The sequence below is a fragment of the Streptomyces rubrogriseus genome (assembly GCF_027947575.1).
GTDB lineage: Bacteria > Actinomycetota > Actinomycetes > Streptomycetales > Streptomycetaceae > Streptomyces > Streptomyces rubrogriseus.
Genome location: NZ_CP116256.1, coordinates 3,226,298 through 3,251,995, shown reverse-complemented (window position 1 = coordinate 3,251,995; position 25,698 = coordinate 3,226,298). Strand labels below are relative to the sequence as shown.

The 25,698-nt window shown below is 70.7% G+C and carries 22 protein-coding genes and 2 pseudogenes; 15 read left to right on the top strand and 9 right to left on the bottom strand.

What is annotated here, in order from left to right; all coding sequences use genetic code 11:
* Positions 1–642: a DUF5134 domain-containing protein gene (locus Sru02f_RS14885; RefSeq protein ID WP_109030501.1), complete on the bottom strand. Its 642-nt coding sequence runs from the start codon at positions 640–642 to the stop codon at positions 1–3.
* A gap of 251 nt (positions 643–893) precedes the next feature.
* On the opposite strand from Sru02f_RS14885, the gene Sru02f_RS14880 reads away from it, so the two are divergent.
* Both Sru02f_RS14880 and Sru02f_RS14875 read left to right on the top strand, forming a co-directional pair.
* On the top strand, positions 894–1,790 hold the full coding sequence (locus Sru02f_RS14880) for an RNA polymerase sigma-70 factor (RefSeq protein WP_109030500.1): 897 nt from the start codon (positions 894–896) through the stop codon (positions 1,788–1,790).
* 122 nt (positions 1,791–1,912) lie between these two features.
* A complete protein-coding gene (locus tag Sru02f_RS14875) occupies positions 1,913–2,410 on the top strand; it encodes an Ohr family peroxiredoxin (RefSeq protein ID WP_109030499.1) in 498 nt (165 codons plus the stop codon).
* A gap of 105 nt (positions 2,411–2,515) precedes the next feature.
* Here Sru02f_RS14875 and fdxA read toward each other — a convergent pair.
* Positions 2,516–2,827 (bottom strand): annotated as a pseudogene (fdxA, locus tag Sru02f_RS14870) (ferredoxin); the annotation flags it as partial.
* 174 nt (positions 2,828–3,001) lie between these two features.
* Here fdxA and Sru02f_RS14865 point away from each other — a divergent pair.
* From Sru02f_RS14865 to Sru02f_RS14855, 3 genes are all read left to right on the top strand, one after another.
* Positions 3,002–4,732 (top strand): L-aspartate oxidase, encoded by a 1,731-nt coding sequence (locus Sru02f_RS14865; RefSeq protein WP_109030497.1) that lies wholly within the window; start codon positions 3,002–3,004, stop codon positions 4,730–4,732.
* Between the two features lie 121 nt (positions 4,733–4,853).
* The gene (locus Sru02f_RS14860) at positions 4,854–5,600 is read left to right on the top strand and encodes an SDR family oxidoreductase (RefSeq protein WP_109030496.1); all 747 of its coding nucleotides are present in this window, start codon (positions 4,854–4,856) and stop codon (positions 5,598–5,600) included.
* Between the two features lie 110 nt (positions 5,601–5,710).
* Entirely contained in the window at positions 5,711–6,307 is a 597-nt protein-coding gene (locus Sru02f_RS14855; protein ID WP_109030495.1) for a YceI family protein, read from the top strand.
* A gap of 99 nt (positions 6,308–6,406) precedes the next feature.
* On the opposite strand, the gene Sru02f_RS14850 is transcribed toward Sru02f_RS14855, so the two are convergent.
* A complete protein-coding gene (locus tag Sru02f_RS14850; protein ID WP_109030494.1) occupies positions 6,407–6,673 on the bottom strand; it encodes a WhiB family transcriptional regulator in 267 nt (88 codons plus the stop codon).
* 381 nt (positions 6,674–7,054) lie between these two features.
* Here Sru02f_RS14850 and Sru02f_RS14845 point away from each other — a divergent pair, with 381 nt between their 5' ends.
* Positions 7,055–7,981 carry an RNA polymerase sigma-70 factor gene (locus Sru02f_RS14845; protein ID WP_244941763.1) on the top strand — a complete coding sequence of 309 codons (927 nt, stop codon included), beginning with the start codon at positions 7,055–7,057 and terminating at the stop codon, positions 7,979–7,981.
* A 41-nt stretch (positions 7,982–8,022) separates the two neighbouring features.
* Here the strand turns inward: Sru02f_RS14845 and Sru02f_RS14840 are convergent, their stop codons facing one another.
* Positions 8,023–8,907: a sigma-70 family RNA polymerase sigma factor family protein gene (locus tag Sru02f_RS14840; RefSeq protein WP_109030492.1), complete on the bottom strand. Its 885-nt coding sequence runs from the start codon at positions 8,905–8,907 to the stop codon at positions 8,023–8,025.
* A 427-nt stretch (positions 8,908–9,334) separates the two neighbouring features.
* Here Sru02f_RS14840 and Sru02f_RS14835 point away from each other — a divergent pair, with 427 nt between their 5' ends.
* Together Sru02f_RS14835 and Sru02f_RS14830 are read left to right on the top strand one after the other, a co-directional pair.
* Positions 9,335–9,595: a hypothetical protein gene (locus Sru02f_RS14835; protein WP_109030491.1), complete on the top strand. Its 261-nt coding sequence runs from the start codon at positions 9,335–9,337 to the stop codon at positions 9,593–9,595.
* Positions 9,596–9,788: 193 nt separating this feature from the next.
* Positions 9,789–10,343, top strand: a complete 555-nt coding sequence (locus Sru02f_RS14830; protein WP_109030490.1) for a hypothetical protein — start codon at positions 9,789–9,791, stop codon at positions 10,341–10,343.
* Between the two features lie 34 nt (positions 10,344–10,377).
* On the opposite strand, the gene Sru02f_RS14825 is transcribed toward Sru02f_RS14830, so the two are convergent.
* Complete coding sequence (locus Sru02f_RS14825; protein ID WP_109030489.1) at positions 10,378–11,745, bottom strand: NAD(P)/FAD-dependent oxidoreductase; 1,368 nt, start codon at positions 11,743–11,745, stop codon at positions 10,378–10,380.
* Positions 11,746–11,841: 96 nt separating this feature from the next.
* Positions 11,842–12,624: an alpha/beta fold hydrolase gene (locus tag Sru02f_RS14820; protein WP_109030488.1), complete on the bottom strand. Its 783-nt coding sequence runs from the start codon at positions 12,622–12,624 to the stop codon at positions 11,842–11,844.
* A 150-nt stretch (positions 12,625–12,774) separates the two neighbouring features.
* Between Sru02f_RS14820 and Sru02f_RS14815 the strand changes: the two genes are divergently transcribed.
* From Sru02f_RS14815 to Sru02f_RS14805, 3 genes are all read left to right on the top strand, one after another.
* Positions 12,775–13,677 (top strand): sigma-70 family RNA polymerase sigma factor family protein, encoded by a 903-nt coding sequence (locus tag Sru02f_RS14815; RefSeq protein WP_109030487.1) that lies wholly within the window; start codon positions 12,775–12,777, stop codon positions 13,675–13,677.
* A gap of 186 nt (positions 13,678–13,863) precedes the next feature.
* Positions 13,864–14,355 carry a hypothetical protein gene (locus Sru02f_RS14810; RefSeq protein ID WP_109030486.1) on the top strand — a complete coding sequence of 164 codons (492 nt, stop codon included), beginning with the start codon at positions 13,864–13,866 and terminating at the stop codon, positions 14,353–14,355.
* A 430-nt stretch (positions 14,356–14,785) separates the two neighbouring features.
* The gene (locus Sru02f_RS14805) at positions 14,786–15,238 is read left to right on the top strand and encodes a MarR family winged helix-turn-helix transcriptional regulator (RefSeq protein WP_244941762.1); all 453 of its coding nucleotides are present in this window, start codon (positions 14,786–14,788) and stop codon (positions 15,236–15,238) included.
* A gap of 28 nt (positions 15,239–15,266) precedes the next feature.
* Here Sru02f_RS14805 and Sru02f_RS14800 read toward each other — a convergent pair whose 3' ends face one another.
* Positions 15,267–15,611, bottom strand: coding sequence for a hypothetical protein (locus tag Sru02f_RS14800; protein ID WP_109030484.1), 345 nt, complete (start codon positions 15,609–15,611; stop codon positions 15,267–15,269).
* Between the two features lie 247 nt (positions 15,612–15,858).
* Here Sru02f_RS14800 and Sru02f_RS14795 point away from each other — a divergent pair, with 247 nt between their 5' ends.
* A complete protein-coding gene (locus Sru02f_RS14795) occupies positions 15,859–16,806 on the top strand; it encodes an alpha/beta fold hydrolase (protein ID WP_280524882.1) in 948 nt (315 codons plus the stop codon).
* Between the two features lie 166 nt (positions 16,807–16,972).
* Entirely contained in the window at positions 16,973–18,184 is a 1,212-nt protein-coding gene (locus tag Sru02f_RS14790) for a globin domain-containing protein (protein WP_109030482.1), read from the top strand.
* 111 nt (positions 18,185–18,295) lie between these two features.
* Here the strand turns inward: Sru02f_RS14790 and Sru02f_RS14785 are convergent, their stop codons facing one another.
* Complete coding sequence (locus tag Sru02f_RS14785; RefSeq protein ID WP_244941760.1) at positions 18,296–21,106, bottom strand: AAA family ATPase; 2,811 nt, start codon at positions 21,104–21,106, stop codon at positions 18,296–18,298.
* Positions 21,107–21,391: 285 nt separating this feature from the next.
* Between Sru02f_RS14785 and Sru02f_RS14780 the strand changes: the two genes are divergently transcribed.
* A complete protein-coding gene (locus Sru02f_RS14780) occupies positions 21,392–21,865 on the top strand; it encodes an SsgA family sporulation/cell division regulator (protein ID WP_167469373.1) in 474 nt (157 codons plus the stop codon).
* Positions 21,866–21,884: 19 nt separating this feature from the next.
* Here the strand turns inward: Sru02f_RS14780 and Sru02f_RS14775 are convergent, their stop codons facing one another.
* Complete coding sequence (locus Sru02f_RS14775) at positions 21,885–24,617, bottom strand: AAA family ATPase (RefSeq protein WP_167469467.1); 2,733 nt, start codon at positions 24,615–24,617, stop codon at positions 21,885–21,887.
* A 397-nt stretch (positions 24,618–25,014) separates the two neighbouring features.
* Here Sru02f_RS14775 and Sru02f_RS14770 point away from each other — a divergent pair.
* Positions 25,015–25,665, top strand: a pseudogene (locus Sru02f_RS14770) (sigma-70 family RNA polymerase sigma factor); the annotation flags it as partial.
* Positions 25,666–25,698 lie beyond the last annotated feature (33 nt).

The following is a 25,698-nucleotide window of genomic DNA, read 5'->3' as shown; positions in this document are numbered from 1 at the left end:
TCAGTGGGGCAGCAGCAGCATCACGGCCGTCCCCAACGCCATCGCGCCGTCGCGCACGTGCCCGTACGGGTTCGTGGCGGCGGCGCGGTGCGCGGGGTCCGTGGCGGTCCGCAGCGCGGGCATGGGGCGCGTCAACGACCGCAGGGCGCAGCCGAGGAGATACACCGTCAGTACGGCGGTGACCAGGGTCGCCGTCGTCGAGGCGTCGGCGGCGTGGCCGTGGGCCGCGGTGTGGTGCGCGGCCGGGACGCCCGCGGCGGCCACGGTCTCCTGGGCGGCGGCCGAGGCGGAGACCGGGACGGCGCCGGACGGGGGCCGCGACATCCAGGCCATCGCCGCCATGCCGACGGCGGACGTCAGCCGGTCGGCGAACACCACCGCCGTACGGGCGGTCAGCAGGAACCACAGCGCGGCGGCGGTGAAGAACACCGTCGCGGCCCGGCCGGACAGGGGCGGGCCGTAACTCCAGGGCATCGCCGCCATGGCCGCCGCCATGGCACAGTGCAGGACGAGGTCCACACGGTCACGGCGGCCCGCACCCGGTGACCGGACGGCGTGCCACAGCACGTGCAGGGCCACTACGGCGAACAACAGCGTCAGCATGCCGTGCACGGCGTCGAGAGCCGGCGTCCTGTCCGACACGGTGTGCCCCTTCTGGTCCCTGGCGGTTCGCTGTCCTGACCGGGTGCGCGATCGATCCGTGACAGGGCACGTCCGCGGGAGCGGGCGGGACGGCAGGACGCCTGGTCCGCGACGACAGTGCGTGTCCGACGGTGACCCGTTGCCACGGTGTGCCACCCGTGGGATCCATGCGCACGCGTGCGCCCCTCCGCCGACGCGCCCGCCCGCGCCCGCTTGTAGCATGGGGTGCACGAAGCCAGAAGGGATGTTCCATGCACGCTGGCGCCCCACCCGGCACCCTCGACCAGGCGACGAAGGACTTCCTCTCGGCGCGCCCGCAGCTCTTCGGTATCGCGTACCGGGTCCTGGGCAGTGCGGCGGAGGCCGAGGACATCGTGCAGGAGACCTGGCTGCGGTGGCAGAGCACCGACCGTTCGAAGGTGCACGAGCCCGCCGCCTTCCTGACCACGGTCGCCACGAGGCTGGCGATCAACGTGGCCCAGTCCGCGCGGGTGCGCCGGGAGTCCTACGTCGGGCCCTGGCTCCCCGAGCCCGTCGACACCACGCAGGATCCGCACCTGGGCGCGGAGCGGGCCGAGGCAGTGGAGATGGCCGTCCTGCTGCTCCTGGAGAAGCTGAACCCCGTGGAGCGCACCGCCTACGTGCTCCGGGAGGCGTTCGACTACCCCTACGGGCGAATCGCCGAGATCCTGGAGACCACCGAGGCCAACACCCGCCAACTGGTGAGCCGGGGCCGCAAGCACCTGGCCGCCGAACGCAAGGAGGCCGTTACCCCGACAGCCCATCGACGGCTGCTGGAGGTCTTCCTCTCCGCGGCGCGGACGGGCGACCTGTCGGGCCTGGAGGACGTGCTCACCGCCGACGTCGTCAGCTACACGGACGGCAACGGGATGCGCGGCGCGTCGAGGATCCCGGTCGTCGGGCTGCCCCACGTCTCGCGCTACCTCGTGGCCTTCGCTCCGCGCTTCTGGCCGCAGTCGCAGGTCCGGTGGGTCGAGGCGAACGGCCGGCCGGCCGTCCTGGTCCTCTCCGGCGAGAAGGCCGTCGCCCTGCTGACCGCCGACATCTCGGCGGACGGCATCGACCGGCTCATGTGGGTGATGAACCCGGCCAAACTGGCGCCCTACGTGGCCTCCCTGCGGGACTGACCTGCGGTGCGGGTCCTCGGCCGCCGACGGGGCAGGAGTCACAACAACGGTCGCTCGTCGGTCATCCAGTCGTCCCGGACGTCTGCCGGGGCCGCGTACCACGACGACACCGGAGCCATGCCGTGACCGAGCGGATCAAGTTGCCCACCCTGTCGACCGAGAAGGATTTCGACGGGGAGGAGTTCTCGCCCATCTACACCACCGCGGTGACCGTCCACGGTGGCACGGCCTCGCACGGGCGGGCCTCCGGCCACGCACGCTCGTCCGACGGGGCCCTGGACCTCGACCTGCGGATGCCGGCCGAGCTGGGCGGTGACGGCCGGGGGACCAACCCCGAGCAGCTCTTCGCGGCCGGTTTCGCCGCCTGCTTCCACGGCGCGCTCAGCCTGCTGGCCCGGCAGGAGGCGCTGGACCCCGCGACGATCTCCGTCGTGGCGACCGTCGCCTTCGGCCGGGCCCCGGAGGACGGCGGTTATCTGCTCCGCGTCGACCTGGTGGTGCGGTGGCCCGGCGTCGATCCCGCGACGGCCGACGAGTTGATCCGGAAGGCCGACGCGTTGTGCCCCTACGCGCGCATGGCGTGGAGTGGAACACCCACCACGATCACCCTCGCCTCCTGACCGGGCACGCTCGGTGGCGGCGGCCGTTCAGGAGGGGAACCACAGATCCGCGTCGGCCGCCTCCTCCTTGCGTGCGGTGAAGAAGGAGATCTCCTTCTTGTGCGGCCCGCTCTGCGGGGGCAGTGCCTCGACCACCGGGTGATCGCCGGCCGCGTCACGCCGTGCGCGCGCCGGGGCGGCCGCCTCGTCGAAGTACTCCGCGTTGACGGCGAGGTAGTGCGCCCAGTGCCGTGGCAGATCGTCCTCGTGGAAGATCGCCTCCACGGGGCAGACGGGCTCGCACGCATGGCAGTCGACGCACTCGGCCGGGTTGATGTAGAGCGTGCGCGCGCCCTCGTGGATGCAGTCCACGGGGCATTCGGTGACACACGCCCGGTCCTTGATGTCGACGCAGGGCTGTGCGATGACGTACGTCATCCGTCCTCTCCTCTTCGGCCGTCGGACATCGCCCGGCGCCTTGTCGCACGGTCGTCGGGTTCGTCCAGATGACCGGGGACCCCGGAATGTTGTGACACGCGCGCGCTGCCGATGTCACAAACCGCCGCCCGACGTGGTCCTAGTCAGTGACCACCCAGAGCGACGGGAGCAAGCGTGCCTCTCACCGAACAACGTCTTTCCACCACTGTGCTGGTGATCGGTACCGGCGGTTCCGGCCTGCGGGCGGCGATCGAGCTGGCCGAGGCCGGCGTCGACGTCATCGCCGTCGGCAAGCGTCCCAAGGAGGACACCCACACGTCCCTGGCGGCCGGTGGCATCAACGCGGCCCTGGCCACGATGGACCCCGAGGACTCCTGGCAGCAGCACGCCGCGGACACCCTCAAGGAGAGCTATCTGCTCGGCGACCCCCGTACGGCGGAGATCGTCACCCAGGGCGCGGCCCTGGGCATCGACGACCTGGAGCGGTACGGCATGGCCTTCGCCCGCGAAGGGGACGGCCGTATCTCGCAGCGCTTCTTCGGTGCCCACAAGTTCCGCCGTACCGCCTTCGCCGGCGACTACACCGGCCTGGAGATCCAGCGCACCCTGATCCGGCGCGCGGTCCAGTTGGACATCCCGGTACTCGACAGCGTCTACATCACGCGCCTGCTGGTCCACGACGGTGCCGTCTTCGGGGCCTACGGCTTCGACCTGACCAACGGCACCCGCCACCTCGTCCACGCGGACGCCGTGATCCTCGCGGCCGGCGGGCACACGCGCATCTGGCGCCGCACCTCGTCGCGCCGGGACGAGAACACCGGCGACTCCTTCCGCCTTGCCGTCGAGGCCGGGGCCCGGCTGCGCGACCCCGAGCTGGTGCAGTTCCACCCGTCCGGCATCATCGAACCGGAGAACGCCGCGGGCACCCTGGTCAGCGAGGCCGCCCGCGGTGAGGGCGGCATCCTGCGCAACGCCCTCGGCGAGCGGTACATGAACCGCTACGACCCCGAGCGCATGGAACTGTCCACGCGCGACCGGGTGGCCCTCGCCTCGTACACCGAGATCAAGGAGGGCCGGGGCACCGCGAACGGCGGGGTCTGGCTCGACGTCTCCCACCTGCCCCGCCAGACGATCATGAACCGGCTGCCCCGGGTCTACCAGACGCTCCTCGACCTGCAGATGCTCGACATCACCCGTGAACCCATCGAGGTGGCCCCGACGGCCCACTACTCGATGGGCGGCGTCTGGGTCCGTCCCGAGGACCACAGCACCGACGTCCGCGGTCTGTACGCCATCGGTGAGGCCGCCAGCGGTCTGCACGGCGCCAACCGCCTCGGCGGCAACAGCCTGATCGAACTCCTCGTCTACGGCCGTATCACCGGCCGGGCCGCGGCGGCCTACTCGGCGTCCCTCACCGCGCAGCCCCGTTCCGCGACCGCCGTGGCCGAGGCGCGCGCCGAGGTCGACGAGCTGCTGGCCGCGGACGGCCCCGAGAACGTCCGGGCGCTCCAGCGCGCGATCCGCAACACGATGACCGAGCACGCCGGCGTGGTCCGGGACGAAGAGGGCCTGCGCACCGGACTGGCGGAGCTGGACGCCATCGAGAAGCGCATGCAGAACGTCGGCGTCCATCCCGACATCGCCGGTTTCCAGGACCTCGCCCATGCCTTCGACCTCAAGTCGGCCGCCCTGGCGGCCCGCGCCACCCTCGAAGCGGCACTGGAGCGCCGGGAGACCCGTGGTTGCCACAACCGCAGCGACTTCCCCGACATGGACCCCGCCTTCCGCGTCAACCTGGTCTGGTCGCCGACGACCGGAATCACCCACGAGCACATTCCCGACGTCCCGGCCGAGATCGCTTCTCTTATGGCGGACGTGTCCACCGAGGGAAAGCTCGTCGAGTAACAGTCTCCCGATCATCGGAAAAGCCAGAACACCGAAAAGGCCGTTCGCCTTGTCACAGAGCGAGTGAGCATTCGGTCTTGTCTGGTGCAGACGACACCGCACATCTCGAAAGGATATTCACATGAAGGTCGTAGTCATCGGCGGTACCGGACTGATCGGTTCCAAGCTGGTCGCCAAGCTCAACGAACACGGTCACGAGGCCGTGCCGGCCGCTCCCAACACCGGTGTCAACACGCTCACGGGCGAGGGCCTGGCCGAGGTCCTGACCGGCGCCTCCGTCGTGATCGACGTCTCCAACTCGCCCTCCTTCGCGGACGACGCCGTCATGGAGTTCTTCCGCACCTCCACCACCAACCTGCTCAAGGCGGAGGCGAACGCCGGTGTGACCCACCATGTGGCGCTCTCCGTGGTCGGCACGGAGCGGCTCCAGGAGAGCGGCTACTTCCGCGCCAAGCAGGTGCAGGAGGGCCTGATCAAGGACTCGGGCATCCCGTACTCGATCGTGCACGCCACGCAGTTCTTCGAGTTCATGAAGGGCATCGCCGAGTCGGCGACCGACGGCGACACCGTCCGGCTGGCCCCGGTCAAGATCCGGCCCATCTTCTCCGACGACGTGGCCGCCGCCGTCGGCCGTACCGCGGTCGGCACCCCCGTGGGCGGTGTGGTGGAGGTCGCCGGCCCCGAGGAGTTCCAGCTCGACGAGCTGATCCGCAAGGGGCTGGCCGCCAAGAAGGACCCGCGCCAGGTCGTGACCGACGTGCACGCCCGGTACTTCGGCGCGGAGCTGAAGGAGACCACGCTGCTCCCCGGTCCGGAGGCGCACATCGCCGAGACCCGGTTCGCCGACTGGCTCGCGCAGCAGCGCTGAGTCGTCGGGTGCGGATCCCGCGCGAGGGGTCCGCACCCACCACAGGGGGGCCTGTCGTCCGCACCGCGGCGCGGCAGGCCCCTCTCGTCACAGAAAGCCGACCCTCCCTCATGATTCAACGCGACAACGCCACCACCCCGGCTCTCGGTGCGCACCCGGCCGTGACCGGTGCCTACACCATCGACCCGGTCCACAGCACGATCGGTTTCTCCGTCCGGCACGCCATGATCACCAATGTGCGCGGCCGGTTCGACCGCTTCGAAGGTCTTCTCGTGCTCGACGGCTCCGCCCCGTCCCGTTCCAGGGCGTACGTGAGCGTCCAGACCGACAGCTTGGACACGGGCGCGGCGGACCGCGACGCCCACCTCGCGGGTCCAGACTTCTTCGACTCCGCGACGTTTCCCCTGATGACCTTTCACTCCACCGGCATCGTCCCGCTCGGCGACGACGAGTTCCGCCTCGCGGGCAGCCTGCGCATCAAGGACATCGAACTGCCCCTGGACATCGACGTCGTCTTCGGCGGGGCCGGTGACGACGCCTTCGGCAACCACCGAGTCGGCTTCGCGGGCTCCGCCACCCTGCGGCGTTCGGACTGGGGGCTGGCCTGGAACACACCGCTCGACACGGGGGGTGTGCTCATCAGCGACAAGGTGACGCTGACCCTGGACATCTCGGCCATACGGACAGTGCAGGAGGCGGCGGCCTGACGGGACACCGATGCGGGTGGGCGGTGGTGGTCCCGGCTGTGGACCGTCCCCGCCCGCCCGCATCGGTGTCCGGGCGACGCCCGCGCGTCGTCCGGCCGCTCAGGCGGCGCGCTCCGTGGGACGCGACGCGCGCACCGCGCGCCGTCGCAGGGCGCGGCGCTCCCCTTCCGTGGTGCCTCCCCAGATCCCCTCGACCGGCCCGACATCGACGGCCCAGGCCAGGCACTGCCGGGTGACGGGGCAATGGCGGCAGACCGCCTTCGCCTCATCCGTCTGTATCGCGGCCGGCCCACTGTTGAGACCGCCGATCGGGAAGAAGAGATCGGGGTCCTCGGTCAAGCAGAGGCCCCTTACACGCCAGTCCATGAATTGTCTCCTGTATGAAAAACGGGTACCGGTTCGGGGGTGGCTCGTCGAACAAAGGTATTGCGGGAGTAATTCAGGTCGCACAGCATCGCTTTCTCTGGAAGACCGGGCGGTCGGTGCGAATGTGACATCCCGCCGTGCCGCGTGTCAGCGCGGCGAGACCGCATCCGGGCAGGGCCGTGCGCCGGTCCGCAAGATCCGCAGAAAGAGCCCGCGCGAAGGTGTAACGAAACGTCGGCGCCGCCGGTCGTCCGGAGCGAAGGTGAGCACCGCGCCCTGCCGATCCCTCAGTACGCCGGGCCAGCGCTCCGGCGGTCACGACGAAGAGTCGTCCGACCGCCTCCGCACACACCGGCAACAGAGAAACGGAGACCCGGGATCATGCACCCAGAGGCGTCCCCCGTGGAAGGCGACCTGAGCGAGGCCGTTTCCGTCTTCGTCGAACTCCGGCCCCGCCTCTTCGGCATCGCCTACCGCGTGCTGGGCAGCGCGGTGGAGGCCGAGGACGTCGTCCAGGAGGTGTGGCTGCGCTGGCAGCGCACCGACCGCACCCTCGTGATCAGCCCCGTGGCGTTCCTGTCGAGCACCACCACCCGGCTGGCCATCAACGTGGCCCAGTCCGCCCGCGTCCGCCGCGAGACCTACATCGGCCCGTGGCTGCCGGAGCCCGTCGACACCAGCAACGACCCCGAGGTCGGTGCCGAGCGGGCGGAGGCACTGGAACTCGCCCTGCTCCTGGTGCTGCAGAGGCTCTCCCCGACCGAGCGCGCCGCCTACGTCCTGCGGGAGGCCTTCGACTACGCCTACCCCGACATCGCGCGCATCCTGGGTCTCAGCCCCGTCAACGTCCGCAAGATCGTGAGCCGGGCCCGCAAACACCTCACCGAAGACCAGCGGGACAGCGTCGACGCCGCCGAGCACCGGACGCTGCTCCAGACGTTCGTCGCCGCCGCCCGGCAGGGTGACGTCGCAGGCCTGGAGGCACTGCTCACCCCGGACGCGGTCAGTCTGTCCGACGGCAACGGAATCCGGGGAGCGGCGCGGGTGCCCGTCCTGGGGCGTGCCCGCGTGGCGAACCTGTCCACCGCGCACCCGCGGTTCTGGCCGACGGTCGAGGCCGAACCGGTCGAGGCCAACGGCCGCGGCGGCATCCTGATCCACCGGGACGGCCGGCCCGCCACCTTCATGACGGTCGCGGCCACGTCCCGTGGCATTCACCAGGTGATGTGGGTCTTCAACCCGGCCAAGATCGCCGCCTTCCTGGGCTCCCGCACCCGTCACCGTTCCGCGTCCGCCCTCTGCGTCTGAGCGGGCCAGGGACGCGGTGTGTGAGGCGCGGGACGGGCGGGTCAGGCGCGAGGGCGGTTCCAGGAGCGCAACTTGTCGGGATTGAGGACCACCCATATCTGTACGACGCGTGTGCCGGCCAGGTCGAGGCAGACCACGGCGGCGACCTGGCCGTCGTAGCGTGCGACGAGACCCGTACGCCCGTTGACGGGACGGGTGTGCACAGTGGTGCGCGGGTGCCGGGCCAGCAGGGTCAGGAGACTCCGGGCGACCCGTGGGCCGCCGACGACGGGCCGTGTCAGTGTGCGGACCTTGCCTCCGCCGTCGTAGAACGCGACGGCGTCGGGGTCCAGCAGGGTGGCCAGACGGTCCGCGTCCTCGTCGGCGCACGCCTGCCGCACGGCGTCGACCAGTTCGTCCTCGACGTGCGGTGGCGTGGGGCGTGCGGCCCTGGCGCGGAGGCTGTGCCGGGCTCTGTCCAACGGTTCGATGTCCGCCCGTCCCGGCCGGTCCCGGCCTGCCGGTCCCGCGGTGGTCACGGGTTCGGCGCCCGCGCTGCCGAAGGCGTCGTTGAGTACGAGAGCCGCTCGCTCGGCGGGTGTGAGCGCGTCCAACGCCCCGGCCCACAGCGCGCCGAGAGTGTCCTCCAGAGCCGGATCGGACGCTCCACGGCCACCCATGTCCACGGAGCCCGGTAGACCCCCCTCCCCTTCGGACAGGGCCAGCCGTGCCAGGGAGATGCTGCCCACGACACGGGTCAGCCAGGCCCGCGGCGCGCCTATGCGGTCCCGCTGGTGCTCGGAGAGCGCGTACCACTCCCGGTACGCCTCGTCGGTGACGTGCTCGGCGACGGCGACGCTGCCCAGCATCCAGTGCGCGACGTCCAGCAGGTGCCGCCGCTCGTCGAGCAGCTCCCCGATCGGCATGGTGTCAACCACTGGCTCCATACCGTCTCCTCCTTCTGAACGACCCGTCCTTGTGACGACTCGTCCTCCTGCATGCGGTCTCCGCATCGCGTGCATCGCCACGTTACCCGCGGCACCACGACGGCGGCATCCATGTCCCGCACTGCGCGGAATTCCCCTCCCCACACAACACCACACACCTTCACACGGTCACACCGCCCGACGTTACGTCCAGGGAATACAGCGTGTTGTGCCGTACGGGCAAGCCATGCGGTCCTCCTACCCGTAGCGGCCTTTCACACACCCGGTTCCCGAAGGAACCAGCACGCCCCACATGTCGCGTGCCGCAGAGCCTGCGTCATCGGCCGCGCGGGCCTCGCCCAGGGCTGTCACAGCGCTCGTCACTGTCCGGTCAATGCGATGTCGACGGTTCACGAGCCGAACGGCACGAGCTGAGGAAGGACCAGGGATGTCCCGAAGCACTGACCGGCAGATCGATCCCGCCGCCGCCACCGCGTCACTGGCGGCGGAGGCCGCCCTGCTCGAAGGGCGGTTGAGCCTGCTCCGAGAGGCGATCGACTCGGTGGACGCACGCATCGACGCGGTCTCCGAGACCCTGCGGCGACTGCAGCGCCCGGCGACCGGGCCCACCGACGGCGAGACGCCCGAGCCGCCCGAGGAGCGGGCGAGCCGCACCGGGCCCGACCGGTCGAAGCGGGGCCGTGCCTGACACAGCGGACGCGCGGGCCCGGTGGCGCGTCGCGACGCACATCGTGTTCGTCGCGTCGCCGGTCCGCCTCGCTCGCCGCCCGACGTGAGCCGTTTCCCGGCAGTACGGGTATCCTGCCCCCGGTGCCGGGCCGAGTGACGGAGCCCGCATCGGGCGGCCCCGCCAGAACGAGGGGTGAGAACGAGAGGAACGCATGGTCTCCGTGACCCCCAAGGCTCGCAACATCGAGATCACCGCCGAGGGCCTCCAGGAGGACCTGGCGCGGCTGGAGATCCAGAAGCAGGCACTGGAGCGGGAACTGGCCGCGGTCACCGCTCACCTCGGCTCCGTACAACGGGCCCTCAGTGCTCTGCAAGCCCTCATGCCGGAGTCCGTTCCCCCGGCCCCGGCGGCCCGTCCGGCGGACGTGGTCGCGGAGGTGCCTGCGACGGCGGCGCCCGCACCCGTGCCGTCCGCGGACGAGGTCGAGGACGGTGCCGGTGCCGGTGACGCGGACCGTGCGGAGGACGGCTCCGTCTCCGGTGACGCCGACGGCTCGAAGGCGTACGGCAAGCTGACCGAACAGATCCTGGCCTACTTCGCGGACGCCGGAAACACCGACGTCCGTGCCAGGGACGTGGCGTCCGCGCTGGGCCGCGACACCGACAGCGGCAGCATCAACGCGGTCCGGAGCACGCTCGACCGTCTGGTCGGCCAGTCCCGTGTCCGCCGGGTGGGCCGCGGTCTGTACCGCGCCGCCAAGCGCTGAGCCGACCTGCCGTGCCCCCGGGGTCCGCGGGGGCTCATCCGGCGACGGCGTCCGCGTCGGCGTCGGCGTCGGCGGACTTCCCGCTCCGCCGTGGGTCGCCGCTGGAGACGAAGGCCTCCCGCGGGTGCTGGACCGAGGCGAGGGAGATGACGTCGCGGCCGAAGAAGGCGGCGGTCACCCAGACGGCGAACACCCGTGCCTTGCGCTCCCAGCTCGGTACGGCCAACACGTGGTAGCCGCGGTGCATCAGCCAGGCCGGGAACCCCTTGACGACCAGACGCCGGTACTGGAAGATGCCACGGCCCAGCCCGAGGGTGGCCACCACACCGAGACTGTGGTGCACGTACTCCTTGGTGGGCCGGCCGCGCAGTGTTGCCAGGATGTTCTTCGCCAGCCGCTTGCCCTGACGGACGGCGTGCTGGGCGTTGGGCACCGTGCGGGCGTCCGGCCGGTCGGCGGCGAGATCGGGCACGGAGGCGTCGTCACCGGCCGCCCACACGTCGGCCACTTCCTCGCTCTCCGTACCGACCCGGAGATCCGCGCGCACCGTCAGCAGACCCCGTGCGTCGACGGGGAGGTCGGTGTGGTTGTGCACGACCGGGTTGGCGGCGTTGCCCGCCGTCCACACGAGCAGCTCCGAGTCGTACTCCGATCCGTCCGACAGGACCACACGACCGTCCTTCGCGGAGACGAGCTGGGTGTTCAGATGCACCCGCGCACCCCGCTTCTCCAGCGAGCGCACCACCCACTCCCCCGGCTTGTCGGTGACCTCGGGCAGGATGCGCCCCCGTGCCTCGACCAGGTGGAAGGCGAGTTCGTCCGCCCCGATCTCGGGATAGTGCTTGAGCAACGCGGATGCCAGGCTCAGCAGTTCGCCGAAGCCCTCGACCCCGGAGAAGCCACCACCGACGACGGTGGCGGTGAGCAGTCGACGGCGTTCGGGCCCGTGGGGCAGGGTCGCCGCGCGGTCGAAGGAGGTGAGCAGCCGGTCGCGGATCGCCACGGCCTCCTCGACGTGTTTGAGCCCGTACGCCTGGTCGCTCAGTCCCGGGATCGGGAAGGTGCGTGTGACGGCTCCCGCGGTCATCACCAGGATGTCGTAGTGGAGGTCGAACTCCGGCCCGGACACCGGCCGGACCGTCACCGTGTGCGCGCTGTTGCGGACCTCGGTGACCGAACCCGCGATCAGCCGGGTGCGGTGCAGGTGCCGCCGGAGTGACACCGCGGCATGACGGGCCTCCACCGACCCGGCGACCACCTCGGGCAGGAACGGTTGGTACGTCATGTAGGGGCGCGGGTCGACGACGGTGACCCGCGCTTCGTCCCGCCGCAACTTCTTCTCCAAGCCCCACGCGGTGTAGAAGCCCGCGTAACCGCCGCCCACGATCAGGATCTCACGCACGGTGTCCTCTGTTTCTCTTGGTTTCACCCTTCAAGACCGGTCGGCACCGCTCCGTGTGACAGCACCGGGTCCGGTCCTGGCGGGCCCGCCCGCACCTCAGGCGGCGGCGTGCGCGCTCCAGTGCTTCTCCAGGATCTCCGCGACCTCCGCCGGGCGCTGGAGCACCGGCCAGTGGTTGCAGTCCATCTCGACCACCTCACTGGAGTGCAGGGAGTCACCCAGCCGGCGTCCGAACTCGATCTGGCAGGCGGGATCCCGGGCTCCCCAGAAGACGACGCACGGCGCAGACACCGCGGACAGCTCCGGCTCCCACTCCGCTCCCATGGTGAGCGCCGACCTGTACAGCCTGAGCACCGCGTCCTTCATCGGCTCGTCCACGCGGCTCGCCATCTCCCTGGCAAGACGGAGGGGTACCTCGAAGCCGGCCGCCACCTCCTCCGCGAAGGGCTCGGCACGCAGTTCGGCCATGTACCGGTCTCCCTGGACCCGGTCCTGCCAGATCCTGGCCAGCGGATGCCAGACGTATCCGGCGTTGACCGGCCCGTTGCCCCCGGCCCAGGTACGGACGAGGTCGGGACGCAGGGAGGCGACGCGGAGGGTGAGGATGCAACCCCAGTCGTGCCCGACCAGGTCCACCGGCTCACCGACCCGCTCCAGTCGCCGCACGAGCCAGTCGACGTACTCCTCCTTGGTGGAACCGAAGCCGGCGGGGCGCTCGGCGCCGAAGCCGGGCAGGTCCCAGGCTTCCACGTCGGATCTGGTCAGATGACGGCGCACACCGTCCCACACATGGTGGGTGTCGGGGACTCCGTGGATCAGGATCGCGGGCATGGTGAACCCTTTCGTCGGCGGGGCGAGGTCGCGTGCGGTCGGCGACATCTCATGGTGTCACACGGTTTAATCGACCTTTCGTCTCTGCCGCCGTCTCCAGGTGTCACATGATCCGTGCTTGCGCGGTCTGCTCTGCCGAGGGCACGGCCAGCCGACCGCGGTGGTGGCGTTGTGGTGCCGGCAGAGGAAGGACACCTCATGGGTGGGACCGGTGACACGACACCGCTCGCGGAGCTGCTGGACGAGCGACAGCATCTGATCGACGTGGCTCGCTGGATGCTGGGCACCGGGCCGACGGCCGAAGAAGCGGTCACCGAGACCTATCGGCGGTGGTACGGCCTGACCGACGCCGAGCGGTCGGGCATCGGCGATCCGCGTGTCTGGCTGACCAAGAGCACGGGCGCCATCTGTCTGGCGCGCCTGTCCGCACCCGCACGCCGACTGCCGGGATCGGGCGAGACGGGCGGGGGCATCGGCATCGAGCCCTGCCGGGCTCTGTCGGAGGAGGTCAGCGACGTCCTGCTCAACGCGCTGGACGCCCTCTCCCCGTCCGAACGGGCTGCCTTCGTGCTCAACGACGTCTTCGCCATGCCCCCTCGGACGGTCGCCGACATCGTCGGGCGGACCCCGCACGAGTGCGCCGAGCTGGCCGAGAGCGCCCGCCGCAGCCTGCGTGCCGACGGCGCGCGTCCCACCCCGTCGGACCAGCACGACCGAATCGTCCGCGCCGTCCGGCAGGCCTGCGTACTCAACGACGCGCGGCCTCTGGTGTCCCTGCTGTCTCGGCGCGCCATCGCGTTCTTCGACGGCGGAGGCAAGATCCGTGCTCTGACCAGGCCGGTGCACGGCGACCAGCACGTCGCCCGGACCCTCCTCACGCTCCTCGCCCCCCGCCCCCGCACCGTCCTCCACCTCCAGGCGGCCAACGGTCGCACCGCGATCGTCGTGCGCCACCACGACCAGGTCGCCGCCGTCATCAGCTTCGACATCTCCGACCAGCGCGTCACACACGTGTGGGCCGTCCTGAACCCCGACAAGCTGCGCGGGTGGAACCGCCCCCAGCCGCCCGCCGACGGACACGGAGCGGTCCGGCACGTCTGAGGAGGCGGCCGGAAGGTGCCATCGCCGGGGGACTCGGTGCCCAAGGTGCGCTCACCCGTTGCGCTTTCCACGTGTCAGTGGCAACAATTGCCGGGGTGGGCTTCCATCGAATCGCCACCACATCTTCATCACGGTGACATTGGGATCCTTCCGACGGCCACGTTCCAGCACTCCTTGAAGGAAAACATGGTTCCGGCATCTCGCTCGACACGCGACATCGAAGTCACGGCTGAGAGCCTGCAGGCCGATCTCAGCCGTCTGGAGCTGCAGAGGCGGGCACTGGAAAGGGAGCTGGCTGCCGTCGTCGCTCATCTCGACACCGTGCAACGGGCACTGGGGGCTCTGGAAGTCGTCATGGCGTCCCCCGCGGCGGCAACCGCCTCCGAGGCCGCGCCCGAGACCGCCGGCAGCGCTGCTCGGCGCCGTGTCACAGGTCCGGCGCGGGCCGCGACCCGGAGGAGAGCCGGCACGGAGCGCACGTACGGCAGGCTGACCGAACAGATCCTGGAGTACTTCGCGCAGGTCGGCGACGCCGACGTACGCGCCCGGGACGTGGCGGTGGCCTTGGGACGGGCCACTGACAGCGGCAGCATCAACGCCGTCCGCAGCACGCTCGACCGGCTCGTCGGCACCTCACGGGTCCGGCGCAGCGGTCGAGGTCTCTACCGCGCCGGATGATCCCGGCCGTCCCTCCGGCCAACGAGACCGGCCCCGGACGCCGACTCGCGGGGGATCGGTGGGCGCCCGGGGCACAGTACCCCTGCCAGGCTCTAAGTGGCAGAGGAGCGTTCCCGGCGCCGTGTGTGGGGTTGTCCGACCCAACGCCGCGAACACTGTGCACAGTCTACCTCATTTTCACACGCTCCCAAGACACCGTTGTAGCCGTCTCCGTCGTCCTCCATAACGGTGTGAGAGCGAGTGGCTCACCGGCTGGACGAAAAGCCGCACCCGTCGCTCCATACTGGTAGTCGTGAACGACCCGTGCGTGTCTCCGTACCCCTCCCCCTCGGCGGAGGAGCCCGCGCCGCGGTCCGCGGTCGAACCGTTTCCGGATCGTGGGGACAGTGTGGATGCCGTGCTGCGCCAGTGGGCGGAACACCGACCGAGCGTGGACGTCTCCTCCAGCGAGGTGGTCGCGCGACTGCTGCGCGCGGCTCGCCTGGCCGAGGAACTGTTCGAGGAGCGGCTGCGCCGTCAGCCCGGCAGGACCATCACCAATGTCGGGGACTTCGATCTGCTGCAGACCCTGCGCCGGGCGGCTCCCGGGCACGCCCTGACGCCGGGGCAACTGATGCGGCACCTCGTGGTCTCGTCCGCCGGTCTCAGCGGCCGCCTCAACCGGCTGGAGCGTGACGGCTGGATCGTCCGGACCGCGTCACCCGACGATCGGCGGCGCTCGCTGGTCAGTCTGACGGTGCAGGGGCGGGAGGAGTTCGACCGCCGGCTGGAGGGCCACCTGGCTGTGGAGCGTGAGCTGCTGTCCGTGCTCGACGCGCGGGAGCGGGGCGTCGTCGTCGACGCGTTGCGCAAACTGCTGCTCGTCCTGGAGGCGTCGGAGTGAGCGGGCGGGTGCGGTGGGGCCGAGCCGCTCAGCCCGCCGCCACCAGGACGAGGGAGACGAGCAGGACGATCACGGTCGCCGCGAGCACGGCCAGGGCCACGCGGGACATCCGGCGCAGCCGGGCGTAGCGTCTGGTGTGCCGCGCTTCCACCGTCGTGATCTGCTCGGTGAGGTGATGGGCGATGGCGCGGGAGACCCTGATCTGCTCCTCGACGTACCACCACTCCAGGTCGGTCTTCTGTTCTTCGCTGAGTCCGGGCACATGTGCGGCGAACTCCACCGCGCGGCGGTGAGCGGCTCGGCGGTGGGAGTCCCAGTACAGGTAGTCCTGAATGACCGTCAGGCCGCGCTCGGCCTCGTCCTTCGCATCCATGGAGTGCTCCAGCCATTGGTGTGCCGCCTCATGCCCACGACGCCGCGGCCACCGCCTCGCGGGAGGCCACCGTGGTGGCGCCCGGGCGTGCGGCAGATCGTGTCACAGCATCGTATCTCTCGCTCGCGAGAGAGGGGACAGCGAGGCACCACTCGACCACGACGCAGTGCATAACAGTGTGATCACTCGTTGTGTTGTGCCTTGCGAGGTAGTCGCCCCTCACGGATCATGGGACGACGTGAAGCACATGCATCGGCCGGGGGTTCTCCCGCGCACACCCGAAGATCCGTCCGCCCCCCTGTCTCCCGGCACGCACACGATCACCGTTCCACATGGTCTCGCCCGCGTCGAACTGCGCTACCACGTTGCAGGCTCGGGCCCCGTGTGTCTCGCTCATTCGGGCGGGCCGGGCATCGGCTGGGAGTACCTGCGCATGCCCGGTCTCGAGGACTCCTTGACCATGGTCTACGTCGAACCGGTCGGCACGGGCGACTCCGGTCGGCTCCCCGATCCGCGCGACTACACGGTGGCCACGTACGCGCACTTCCTGCACGCCGTGGTCCAGCACCTGAACGTGCCGCGGTTCGCCCTGCTCGGTCACTCCCACGGTGGTTTCGTGGCCCAGCGGTACGCCCTCGACCATCCCGCACAGGTCACTGCCCTCGTTCTCTACGACACCTCACCGGTCGCGGACGAGGAGTTCTGGTCTGCGGCAGTCACCGCCATGGAGCGGTTCGTGAAGAACCACGTCGAGGACCATCCGGAGGTCGCGGACTACACCGCCACCCTCACCACGCGTCTCGGCCTGCTGGACGACGACGGCGCCACCGCCGTCCTGCGCACACTGATGCCGGCCTATCTCTACGACTACTGGGGCAGAGAAGCCGAGTTCGCGCCGGCTCGTCGGACTCTGCGCATGTACGCGGCCCCCTCCCTGGGGGAGGAGTCCCCCTTCGACGTCCGGGACGAACTGCCCCTCCTCACCCCACCGGCCCTGGTCCTGGCGGGCCGCCACGACTTCATCTGCGGGCCGCGATGGGCCACCCTGCTGCACGAGGGCTTGGACAAAGCCGAGTTGGCGGTCCTGGAAGAGGCCGGACACCTCGTGCACCTCGAGCAGCCCGCACGGTTCGACGCCTCCGTCCTCGCGTTCCTCCATGCCCACGGAGTCGTCCGCGGGCCTCGGAACTCGTAGCTCCGGCGCCCGGTCTTCCCGCTTTCCCGTCGTCCGTCAGCGGCCGGTTTCTGACAAGGCGTCACAAGTCCGGCCGCTGTCCGGTCTCTCACTGAGAAGACGGGCCGCACAGCCGGTCCGCGACACGTCGGATAACAAGCATCTGAGATCCCAGTTTGGAGTTGACATGCTCTCCAGTCAGTCGGCCCTGATCGTCCGCGACACGCTCCCCGCCGTCGGAGCCTCCCTCGGCACGATCACCGACCTGTTCTACCGCCGCATGTTCGAGGAGCGGCCCGAACTTCTGCGCGACCTGTTCAACCGCGCGAACCAGGCCAGCGGCGTCCAGCGCGAGGCGCTGGCCGGTGCCGTCGCCGCCTTCGCGACCGCACTCGTGAAACACCCGGACGAGCGCCCCGACGCCGTACTCGGCCGCATCGCGAACAAGCACGCGTCCCTGGGCATCACGTCCGACCAGTACACCCTCGTCGGACGCCACCTCCTTGCGGCCGTCGCGGAGGTGCTGGGCGACGCCGTGACCCCGGCGGTGGCGGCCGCCTGGGACGAGGTGTACTGGCTCATGGCGAACGCCCTCATCGCCATGGAGGCGCGTCTTTACGCCCGGGCCGACGTCGAGGACGGCTCCGTCTGGCAGAACATGGAGATCGTCGGACGCCAAGAGGAGACCCCTGACACGGCCTCCTTCGTCCTGCGCCCCGCCGACGGCACGCCCACCCGCCCCTTCGTCCCCGGCCAGTACGTCAGCGTGCGGGCCGAACTGCCGGACGGAGCACACCAGATACGGCAGTACAGCCTCTCCAGCGCCCCCGGCGCCGGGACCTGGCGCTTCACCGTGAAGCGCGAGCGCTCCCTGGACGAGCACGTGCCGGACGGGGAGGTCTCCACGTGGCTGCACACCCACGCCCGCCCCGGTGACGTCCTGCGGGTGTCCCTTCCCTTCGGCGACCTCCTGCTGCCCGAGGGTGACGGTCCGCTCCTGCTGGCCTCCGCGGGCATCGGTGTCACCCCCATGCTCGCCATGCTGGAGCATCTGGCCACCTCGGCGCCCGACCGTCCGGTGACCGTCGTCCACGCCGACCGCTCCCCCGCCCACCACGCTCACCGGCTGGAACTCACCGCTCTCGTCGAGCGGCTGCCCAACGCCTCGCTGCACCTGTGGTACGAGGACACCGCGAACCACCCGGACGCGTCGGCGGACCACGTCAACGAGGGCTGGGCGGACCTCACCGTCCTGTCCCCGGACCCCGGCACCACCGCGTTCCTGTGCGGGCCGCTGTCCTTCATGAAGGCCGTCCGCACCGACCTGCTCGCCCACGGGCTGAGCCCCAGGGCCATCCACTACGAGGTGTTCGGCCCCGACCTCTGGCTCAGCAAGTAGCAACGCCGACCGCCGGACAGTGAGCAGGCGGGCGTCGGTGGGCTGCGCGGGGCGCCGGCCGTCGCCCGCGTGCGGGAACGGAGGAGGAGTCCGGCGCCCGGGCCCGGAGGTTCATGGGCTCGACGCGGTCGCGGTGAGTCCGGCGAGGGCGGGCTTCAGCTCGGTGCGCCGCTTGATGCCGAGCTTCACGAAGACCTTGCGCAGGTGGTACTCGACGGTGTGCGCGCTGATGAACAGGCGGGCACCGATCTCCCGGTTCGTCAGCCCCTCGCGGGCCAGGCGCGCCACGTTCAGTTCCTGCTCGGTGAGCCGCGCCGCCGACCCTCGGGGGTGGGCCCGCAAGGTCTCACCGCTCGCGCGCAGTTCATCCGCGGCGCGCTGGGCGAATCCGTTCACTCCGCAGGCTGTCAGCAACCGGTGCGCGGTGCGGAGCTGTTCGCGCGCCTCGTCGGACCGCCCCTGGCGGTTGAGCGCCTCGCCGTACAGCAGGCGGCAACGCCCCACCCAGATAGGGATCCGCTCGTGCTCGAAGCGCTTGATCGCGTCCAGGAAGAGCTTCTCGGCGTCGTCCTTCGCACTGAGCTGCGCCTCGGCCATGGCCAGTACGGCCAGCGCGTAGCTGGTGCCCACCGGCCGGGTGACGTCGGCCAACTGCTCGAGTGCCTGCTCGGCGAGCGCGCGCTCACCGGTGTGCGCGGCCGCTTCCACCAGTTCGAGCAGCGTGCGCATCGCGAGGTTCAGTTCGTGGGTGTACGGCAGCTCGCGTCGGCCGCTGGCCACCGCCTCGGTGAAGCGGCCCAGGCCGTTGTACAGGACCGCCTCGGAGAAGTTGGCCGCGCTCAGCGCCTGTCCCTCGCCGCGGGCGAGCCCGTCGGCCCGGAGCCGCTCGGCCAGGCGCTCCGCCTCGTCGGCCTGGCCCCGGTAGGCGGTGAGGAGGAGCCGTCCGTACGGCGGCAGCGGGTTGCCGGTGACCTCCTTGATGGCGTCGATCTCGTCGCAGGAGGCTTCCGCGGCGTCCAGGTCGCCGTCGATCGTCTGCACCAGCACCAGCAGGCTCAGGGCGATCGGCAGTACGGTGACGAAGCCTTCGGCACGAGCGAGTTCGACCTGGCGGTCGGCGAGCGCGCGCAGCCCGGCGGGGTCCCACAGGTCCTGGGCGGCGCGGGAGGCGAACCACATCCAGTGCAGTTCCAGGAAGTCCGGCGCCTGCTCCAGGAACGCACGCTGCGCCCGTCGCAGGGTGGGGAGCGCCGCCGCCTGCCCCTCGGTGGCGAGCAGCGCCTGTCCGCGCAGGATCAGGTCCCGTGCCCGGTCGGTCCCCTCGGCGGCGGGCGTGGCGCCGAGGATCGCGTGCGCGACGGCGGTCACCTGCTCTGCGTCACCGAGCCTGCCGCCGTAGGTCGCCGCCGCGAGCGCTTCGATGTAGGTGTCGCGGGCGAGGACCGGGTCGAGCCCTTCGAGCCCCCTTGCCGCGTCGAGCAGGTGCTGCGCCCCGCTGCGATCACGCCGTAGCGCGTATCCGGCCCTCGCCCGCAGCCGCACCACGAGCGCCTCCTGGAGCGCGGTGAGGGGAAGGGCGCGGGCGGTCCCGAGCAGGTGCAGGGCCTCGTCCGACGCGCCCGCGTCGTGCTTGGCCTCGGCGGCCGCGATCAGCCGCTGCCCGCGGCGGAACGGCGAGGGTGTGAGCTCCGCCGCCCGCTCCAGGAACGCGCCGGCGGCCGCCGCGCCGCCGCGGGTCCGCGCACGCACGGCGGACTTCTCCAGATCGGCGGCGACCTCCTCGTCCGGTTGCAGGGTCGCGCTGGCCCGGTGCCAGGCCCGGCGGTCCGGGTCGTGCTCGGCGCTGGTGACGTCCGCCAGAGCGGCGTGGACGCGACGCCGGTCCCCCGGCGACGCCGCCCGGTACACGGCCGACCGCACCAGCGGATGGCGGAAGCCGACACGGGTGCCGACGACGAACGCCTCCGCGTCCTTGGCCGCGTCGAAGGCTTCCGGCCCCAGTCCCAGTACCGTGCTCGCACGCCACAGCAGTCCCGGGTCGCCGGTGGGCTCGGCGGCCGCCAGCAGCAGCAGGAGGCGCGCCTGCGGGGACAGCGGGGCGAGCTGGACGACCAGGCTCTGCTCGATGCGGCTTTCCAGCGGCAGGGAACTCGTCAGAGTGAAGCCGCCGGCGATCTGGGCCGGGCTCAGGGCCCGGGGCAGTTCGCGCAGGGCGAGGGGATTGCCGCGGGCCTCCGCGACCAACTGGTCGCGTACCCGCAGGTCGAGACCGCCGGGTACGGCCAGGCGCAGGAGTTCGCACGCGTCCTCGTGACCGAGCCCTTCGACGACCCTGTGGGGCAGGCCCGCGAACACCGGGTCGGCCTGCCGCATGGCGAGCACCAGGGCGATGCCCTCCGCGTCCAGACGCCGGGCGGCGAAGGCGAGGGCACGCGCGGACGCCTGGTCGAGCCACTGTGCGTCGTCGACGACGCACAGCAGTGCCCGCTCCTCGGCGGCCTCGGTGAGCAGCCCCAGCAGGGCCAGCCCCACGAGGAACGGGCTGGGAGCGGCGGCGCTGCGCAGCCCGAACGCCACCTCGATCGCCTCCTGCTGCGGGGCCGGCAGCCGGGCGGCGGAACCCATCATGTGCCCGCAGAGCTGATGGAGTCCCGCGTAGGCGAGTTCCATCTCCGACTGGGAGGCGACGATGCGCTCGGTGCGGACGTGTGCCGCGACCCGTGCCGTGAGGTGGTCGAGGAGCGCCGTCTTGCCCACACCGGCCTCCCCGGAGACGACCAGCGCCCCGCTGCGGCCCCCGCGGGCACGGCTCACCAGTGCTTCCAGCTCCGCCAACTCGCGGCGTCGCCCCCGCAACGGCGCGATGCCAGCCACCATGTCCGCCTTCGCCGGGAAGTACCGCTCCGCCATGCCCTCGCCCACGCATCTTATCGGAGCATGTCCTCAACCGCCGAGCGTCGCGGTGCCGTGCACAGCGACCACCGCCCGCCCCTCTCCGGCGGCATGCGGACAGGAAAACCGCTTACTCGCACACACCTGTCACATTCGACCGGGCCGGCCTGTCTCTGTTGTACCGCCACGAATCGGCCACGGAACTCTCCATCCGGCCTGCATCTCCGGTCACCCTGGCCATGACGTGGCAGGTACTGATCGATCCGGAGCTCAACGGACGAGGCGATTCGACATCAGACAGAAAGGAGTTGCGCCATGAACAGCAACCACGGAAACGTGCAATCACCACGTTCGGTTTCGCAGGACCTCTTCCTCACTCTGCACCGCATGCGGGACGGCGTGGCATGGGAGGACGTTCGAGCCGAATTCCGATACGATCCCGCATCTCCTCTGCTCGTCCGTCTCACCTTTCTCGTGACGCACGGCCCTCGGATCACCTGGTACGTGGGGCGGGACGTTCTGCACCAGGGGCTCCGCTCCGTGAGCGGCACCGGCGACGTCCAGGTCTGGCCGACGTACATCGGCGAACAGACGACGGTCTGGATGCAGCTCACGTCGGAGGAGGCCACGGTTGTCTTCGAGATGTCCGCCCGGCCGCTGGAGGAGTGGCTCGATCACACCTACCGCAGCGTTCCGGCCGGCTCGGAGATGGCCAGGTGCGACGTGGACCGTTTCCTTGCCGGGGTCCTCGGCGGGGAATCCGGCCTCGATTCACCGTACATCCGTTGAAGGAGGCGGGCCGCTGTCGTCACAGACGCCCCAGCACCGCGCCGAGCCGGGTACGTGAATCCACGTCGAGCTTGGTGAACACCTTGCGCAAATGCCATTCGACGGTGCGTGGGCTGATGAACAGTTCGGCGCCGATCTCCACGTTCGTCCTCCCCACGGCGGCCAGCCGGGCGATGTGGGCTTCCTGCGCGGTGAGGGCCTCGTACGCGTCGGTCTCCCGCTGACGCACGGATTCGCCGAGTGCACTCAGTCCGCGACGCGCGCGTTCCGCGAAGGCACTCGCTCCGAAACCGTGCAGCATGTCGAAGGCGAGGCGCAGGTGTTCACGCGCCTCGCCGCGGCGATTCGCACGGCGCAACCATTCGCCGTACACGAGATGGGTGCGCGCGAGGTGGACGTTGACTCGGCTGTGCCGCAGACGCTCGATGGCTTCCTGGTACAGCAGGTCGGCGGTTTGACCGTCGCTGAGCAGAGCTCGCGACCGGGCCAGGATGCCCAGAGCCCACTGCGTTCCGCCGGCGCCGGCGTGCTCCTCCAGCCGGCGCAGCGCTGTCGCCGCGGCTTCCGGTCTCCCACCAAGGGCACCGGCCTCGACAAGTTCCATGAGGGAAAAACCAACGACCGCCAAGTCCTCGTACTTCGCCCCCCGTTCGGCACTGTCCAGGGCCTCCTCGTGCCGACCGAGGCCGTTGTACAGCACGGCGAGCAGGTAGTGGGCCAGGCCGGTCGCCCTGCCCTCCCCCCACGACGCCGCCTCCCGGGCGCCGGCCTCGATGAGTTCCGCCGCTCGGGGGTCCTCGCCACGCCACGCCAGCAGGAGCAGCGGGGCGTACCCGAGAGGCGAGTTACCGGTCACCTCGATGAGGTTGCCGGACTCGTTGACCAACGCGGAGGCGTGGTCGAACTCCCCCGCGTGCACGTGGACGGCCGCACGGTAGGAGAGTGCCAGAGGAAGGACGTTGAGCGCGCCGACGGTTCGAGCCGCGCGTACGGCGTGATCGGTGAGCGAGTGCCACGTCTCGTCGTCCCACATGTCACCGGCGACCAGCCAGGCTATCCAGAGCCAGCGCATGACGTCGTCCCCCTGCGCGGCCCCGGTGCGCAGAGCGAGCAACACGGGTTTGAGGAGTGACGCGCCCTCGTCGCGGCTGACGGCGAACCACGTCGCCAAACCGTCCAACAGACCGTCCGCCAGCCGCGACGGTTGCGGCCCGCCCGGCGCGGCGAGTGCCGCCTCGGCCACCTCGCGCACTCCCGGGCGGCCGCCGAGACGGCCGGCGAAAACGGCCGCTCCGACCGCTTCCAGGTACGTCTCGCGCGCCTGTCCCGCGTCGACCTCCTCCAGCCGCCCCGCCGCTTCGAGCAGCATCGGCAGGGCCTCCCCTCCGCGTCTGCGGGCGAACGCCACCTGAGCGCGGAGCGTGGCGAGCGCTGTCTGCCCGCTCCCGTCCAGCGGTTGGGCCTCCGCCGCGGCGAGAAGTTCGAGCGCGACCTCGGGAGCACCGGCTTCGAAGGAGGCTCGCGCCGCGGCCAGCGACCTCGCTCCCCGTCTGCCCGGATCAGGCGTCAACTCGGCCGCGCGCCTCAGAAAGGCGGCGGCAGCCGCGATACCGCCACGAGCGTGCGCCCGGCCTGCCGAGCGTTCCAAGTCGTCGGCGATCGTCTCGTCCGGTTCGACCGCCGCGTGAGCACGGTGCCAGGCTCGGCGATCAGTGTCGAACTCCGAAGCCGTCGCCTCGGCAAGGGCGCGATGCACGGTCCTGCGTTCTCCGGGGTGAGCCGAGCGGTAGGCCGCCGAACGAACCAACGGGTGCCGAAAGCGCACCCGCGTGCCGAATTCGACGAGCCCCGATTCCTGCGCCGCTCCCTCGGCGTCCGCCCCGATGTCAAGCCGCTCGGCGGCACGCCGCAACAAGGGCACGTCCCCCACCGGCTCGGCGGCTGCCGCCAGCAGCAGCCGCTGAGCCGCGTCCGACAGACCCCCGATGCGTCGCACGAAGCTCTGCTCGATCTGGCTCGCCAGCGGCCGGGCGTCGGGACGCCCGAAGCCACCGGCCAGCTCCGCCGTGCTCAACCCCCGCGTCAGTTCCAGCAGCGCCAGGGGATTTCCACGAGTCTCGGCGATGATGCGCTCCCGAACGCGCTCGTCCAGCCGGCCGGGCATCACGGAGTCGAGCAACGTACGCGCTTCGTCGTCGCGCAGCCCGCGGACCTCGAGTTCCGGCAGCGCCGTCCAGGGATCATGCTGCGGATCGACGGGCGGGGTACGCACGGAGATGGCCAGCGCCACGCGTTCCGCGAGCAGTCTTCGAGCCACGAAGGCCAGGCTCTGCGCGGAGATCCGGTCAAGCCACTGAGCATCGTCCAGCAGGCAGAGCAGCGGTTGCTCCTCCGCCGCCTCGGCCAGCATGCCGAGGACGGCCAGTCCCACCATGAACCGGTCCGCGGCATCCCCGCCCCGCAGTCCGAACGCAACAGCCAGGGCCTCCTGCTGCGGGCCGGGAAGTCGATCGATGCGGCTCGTCAACGGCATGCACAGCTGGTGCAGACCCGCGAAGGCAAGCTCCATCTCGGATTCGACGCCGACAGCGCGAAGTATTCGAAAGCCTGAAGCGTTCTCCGCCAGGTGATCCAGGAGGGTCGACTTTCCGACCCCCGGTTCGCCGCGCAGGACCACTACCCGGCTCCGACCCGCTCGGGCATCACCGAGGACCTCGTCCAGCACACCCCGCTCGTGGTGTCGGCCAAGCATGCCGCGCCGAGGTGCACTGCTCGACATCCACCACCACCGCGCAGCTCAGGGGGCTACATCCCGTTCGATTTGAAGTCTCCCTATCATGCACCACCGCCCGAAGCCCAGCCAGGGAGTCCGGGGAGCCGACCCGGTCGGTCCGTGCCGCCGGCAACCGCGCACATTACGTAACCAACCAGGCACGGAACGGTGAACCACTGGGGTGCGCACCCGGGAGACCAGGGTGTCGACCAGGCACTCCCCGGGGCGCCACGGAGCGCCCCGGCACGCGACTGTGGGACGACCCCACCGGAAATTGCCGCAATCGCACGCGGCCCAGGTCTCGACCACGCCGGATGTCCCCCTGCGTCAGCGCGTCCCACAGGCACCCACCCGCACGAACGGAGTCAGCAGGCTCATGCATCCCGACCCGTCCCCCAGCGAGGACACCTTGGACGAGGCGCTTTCGATCTTCGAACAGCTCCGGCCACGACTCTTCGGCATCGCCTACCGCGTTCTCGGCAGCACGGTGGAGGCCGAGGACATCGTTCAGGAGGTGTGGCTTCGCTGGCAGGGGACCGACCGTTCGGCAGTTCGCAGCCCGGCGGCGTTCTTGTCGAGTGCCACCGCTCGCCTGGCCATCAACGTGGCCCAGTCCGCCCGGGTCCGGCGCGAGACGTACATCGGTCCCTGGCTGCCCGAACCCGTGGACACGAGCAACGACCCCGAGGCCGGTGCACAGCGGGCCGAGGCCCTCGAATTCGCCCTCCTCCTCGTACTGGAGAAGCTGACACCGCAGGAGCGGGCCGCGTACATCCTGCGGGAGGCTTTCGACTACACCTACGCCGACATCGCCGAGATGCTGCGCCTCACCCCGGTCAACGTACGCCAGATCGTGAGCCGAGCGCGCAGACACCTCCTTTCCGACCAGCGGATGACCGCAGACACCGATGAGCACCGCCGACTGCTCAAGGCTTTCGTGAGGGCTGCCCGGAAGGGAGACCTCACGCCGCTGGAGACACTGTTCTCTCCGCGTTGCGTCGGCCCGTCCGACAGCATCAAGGTGCGGCGTCCCATTCCCCGTGGTGCACCCGTTCCGAAG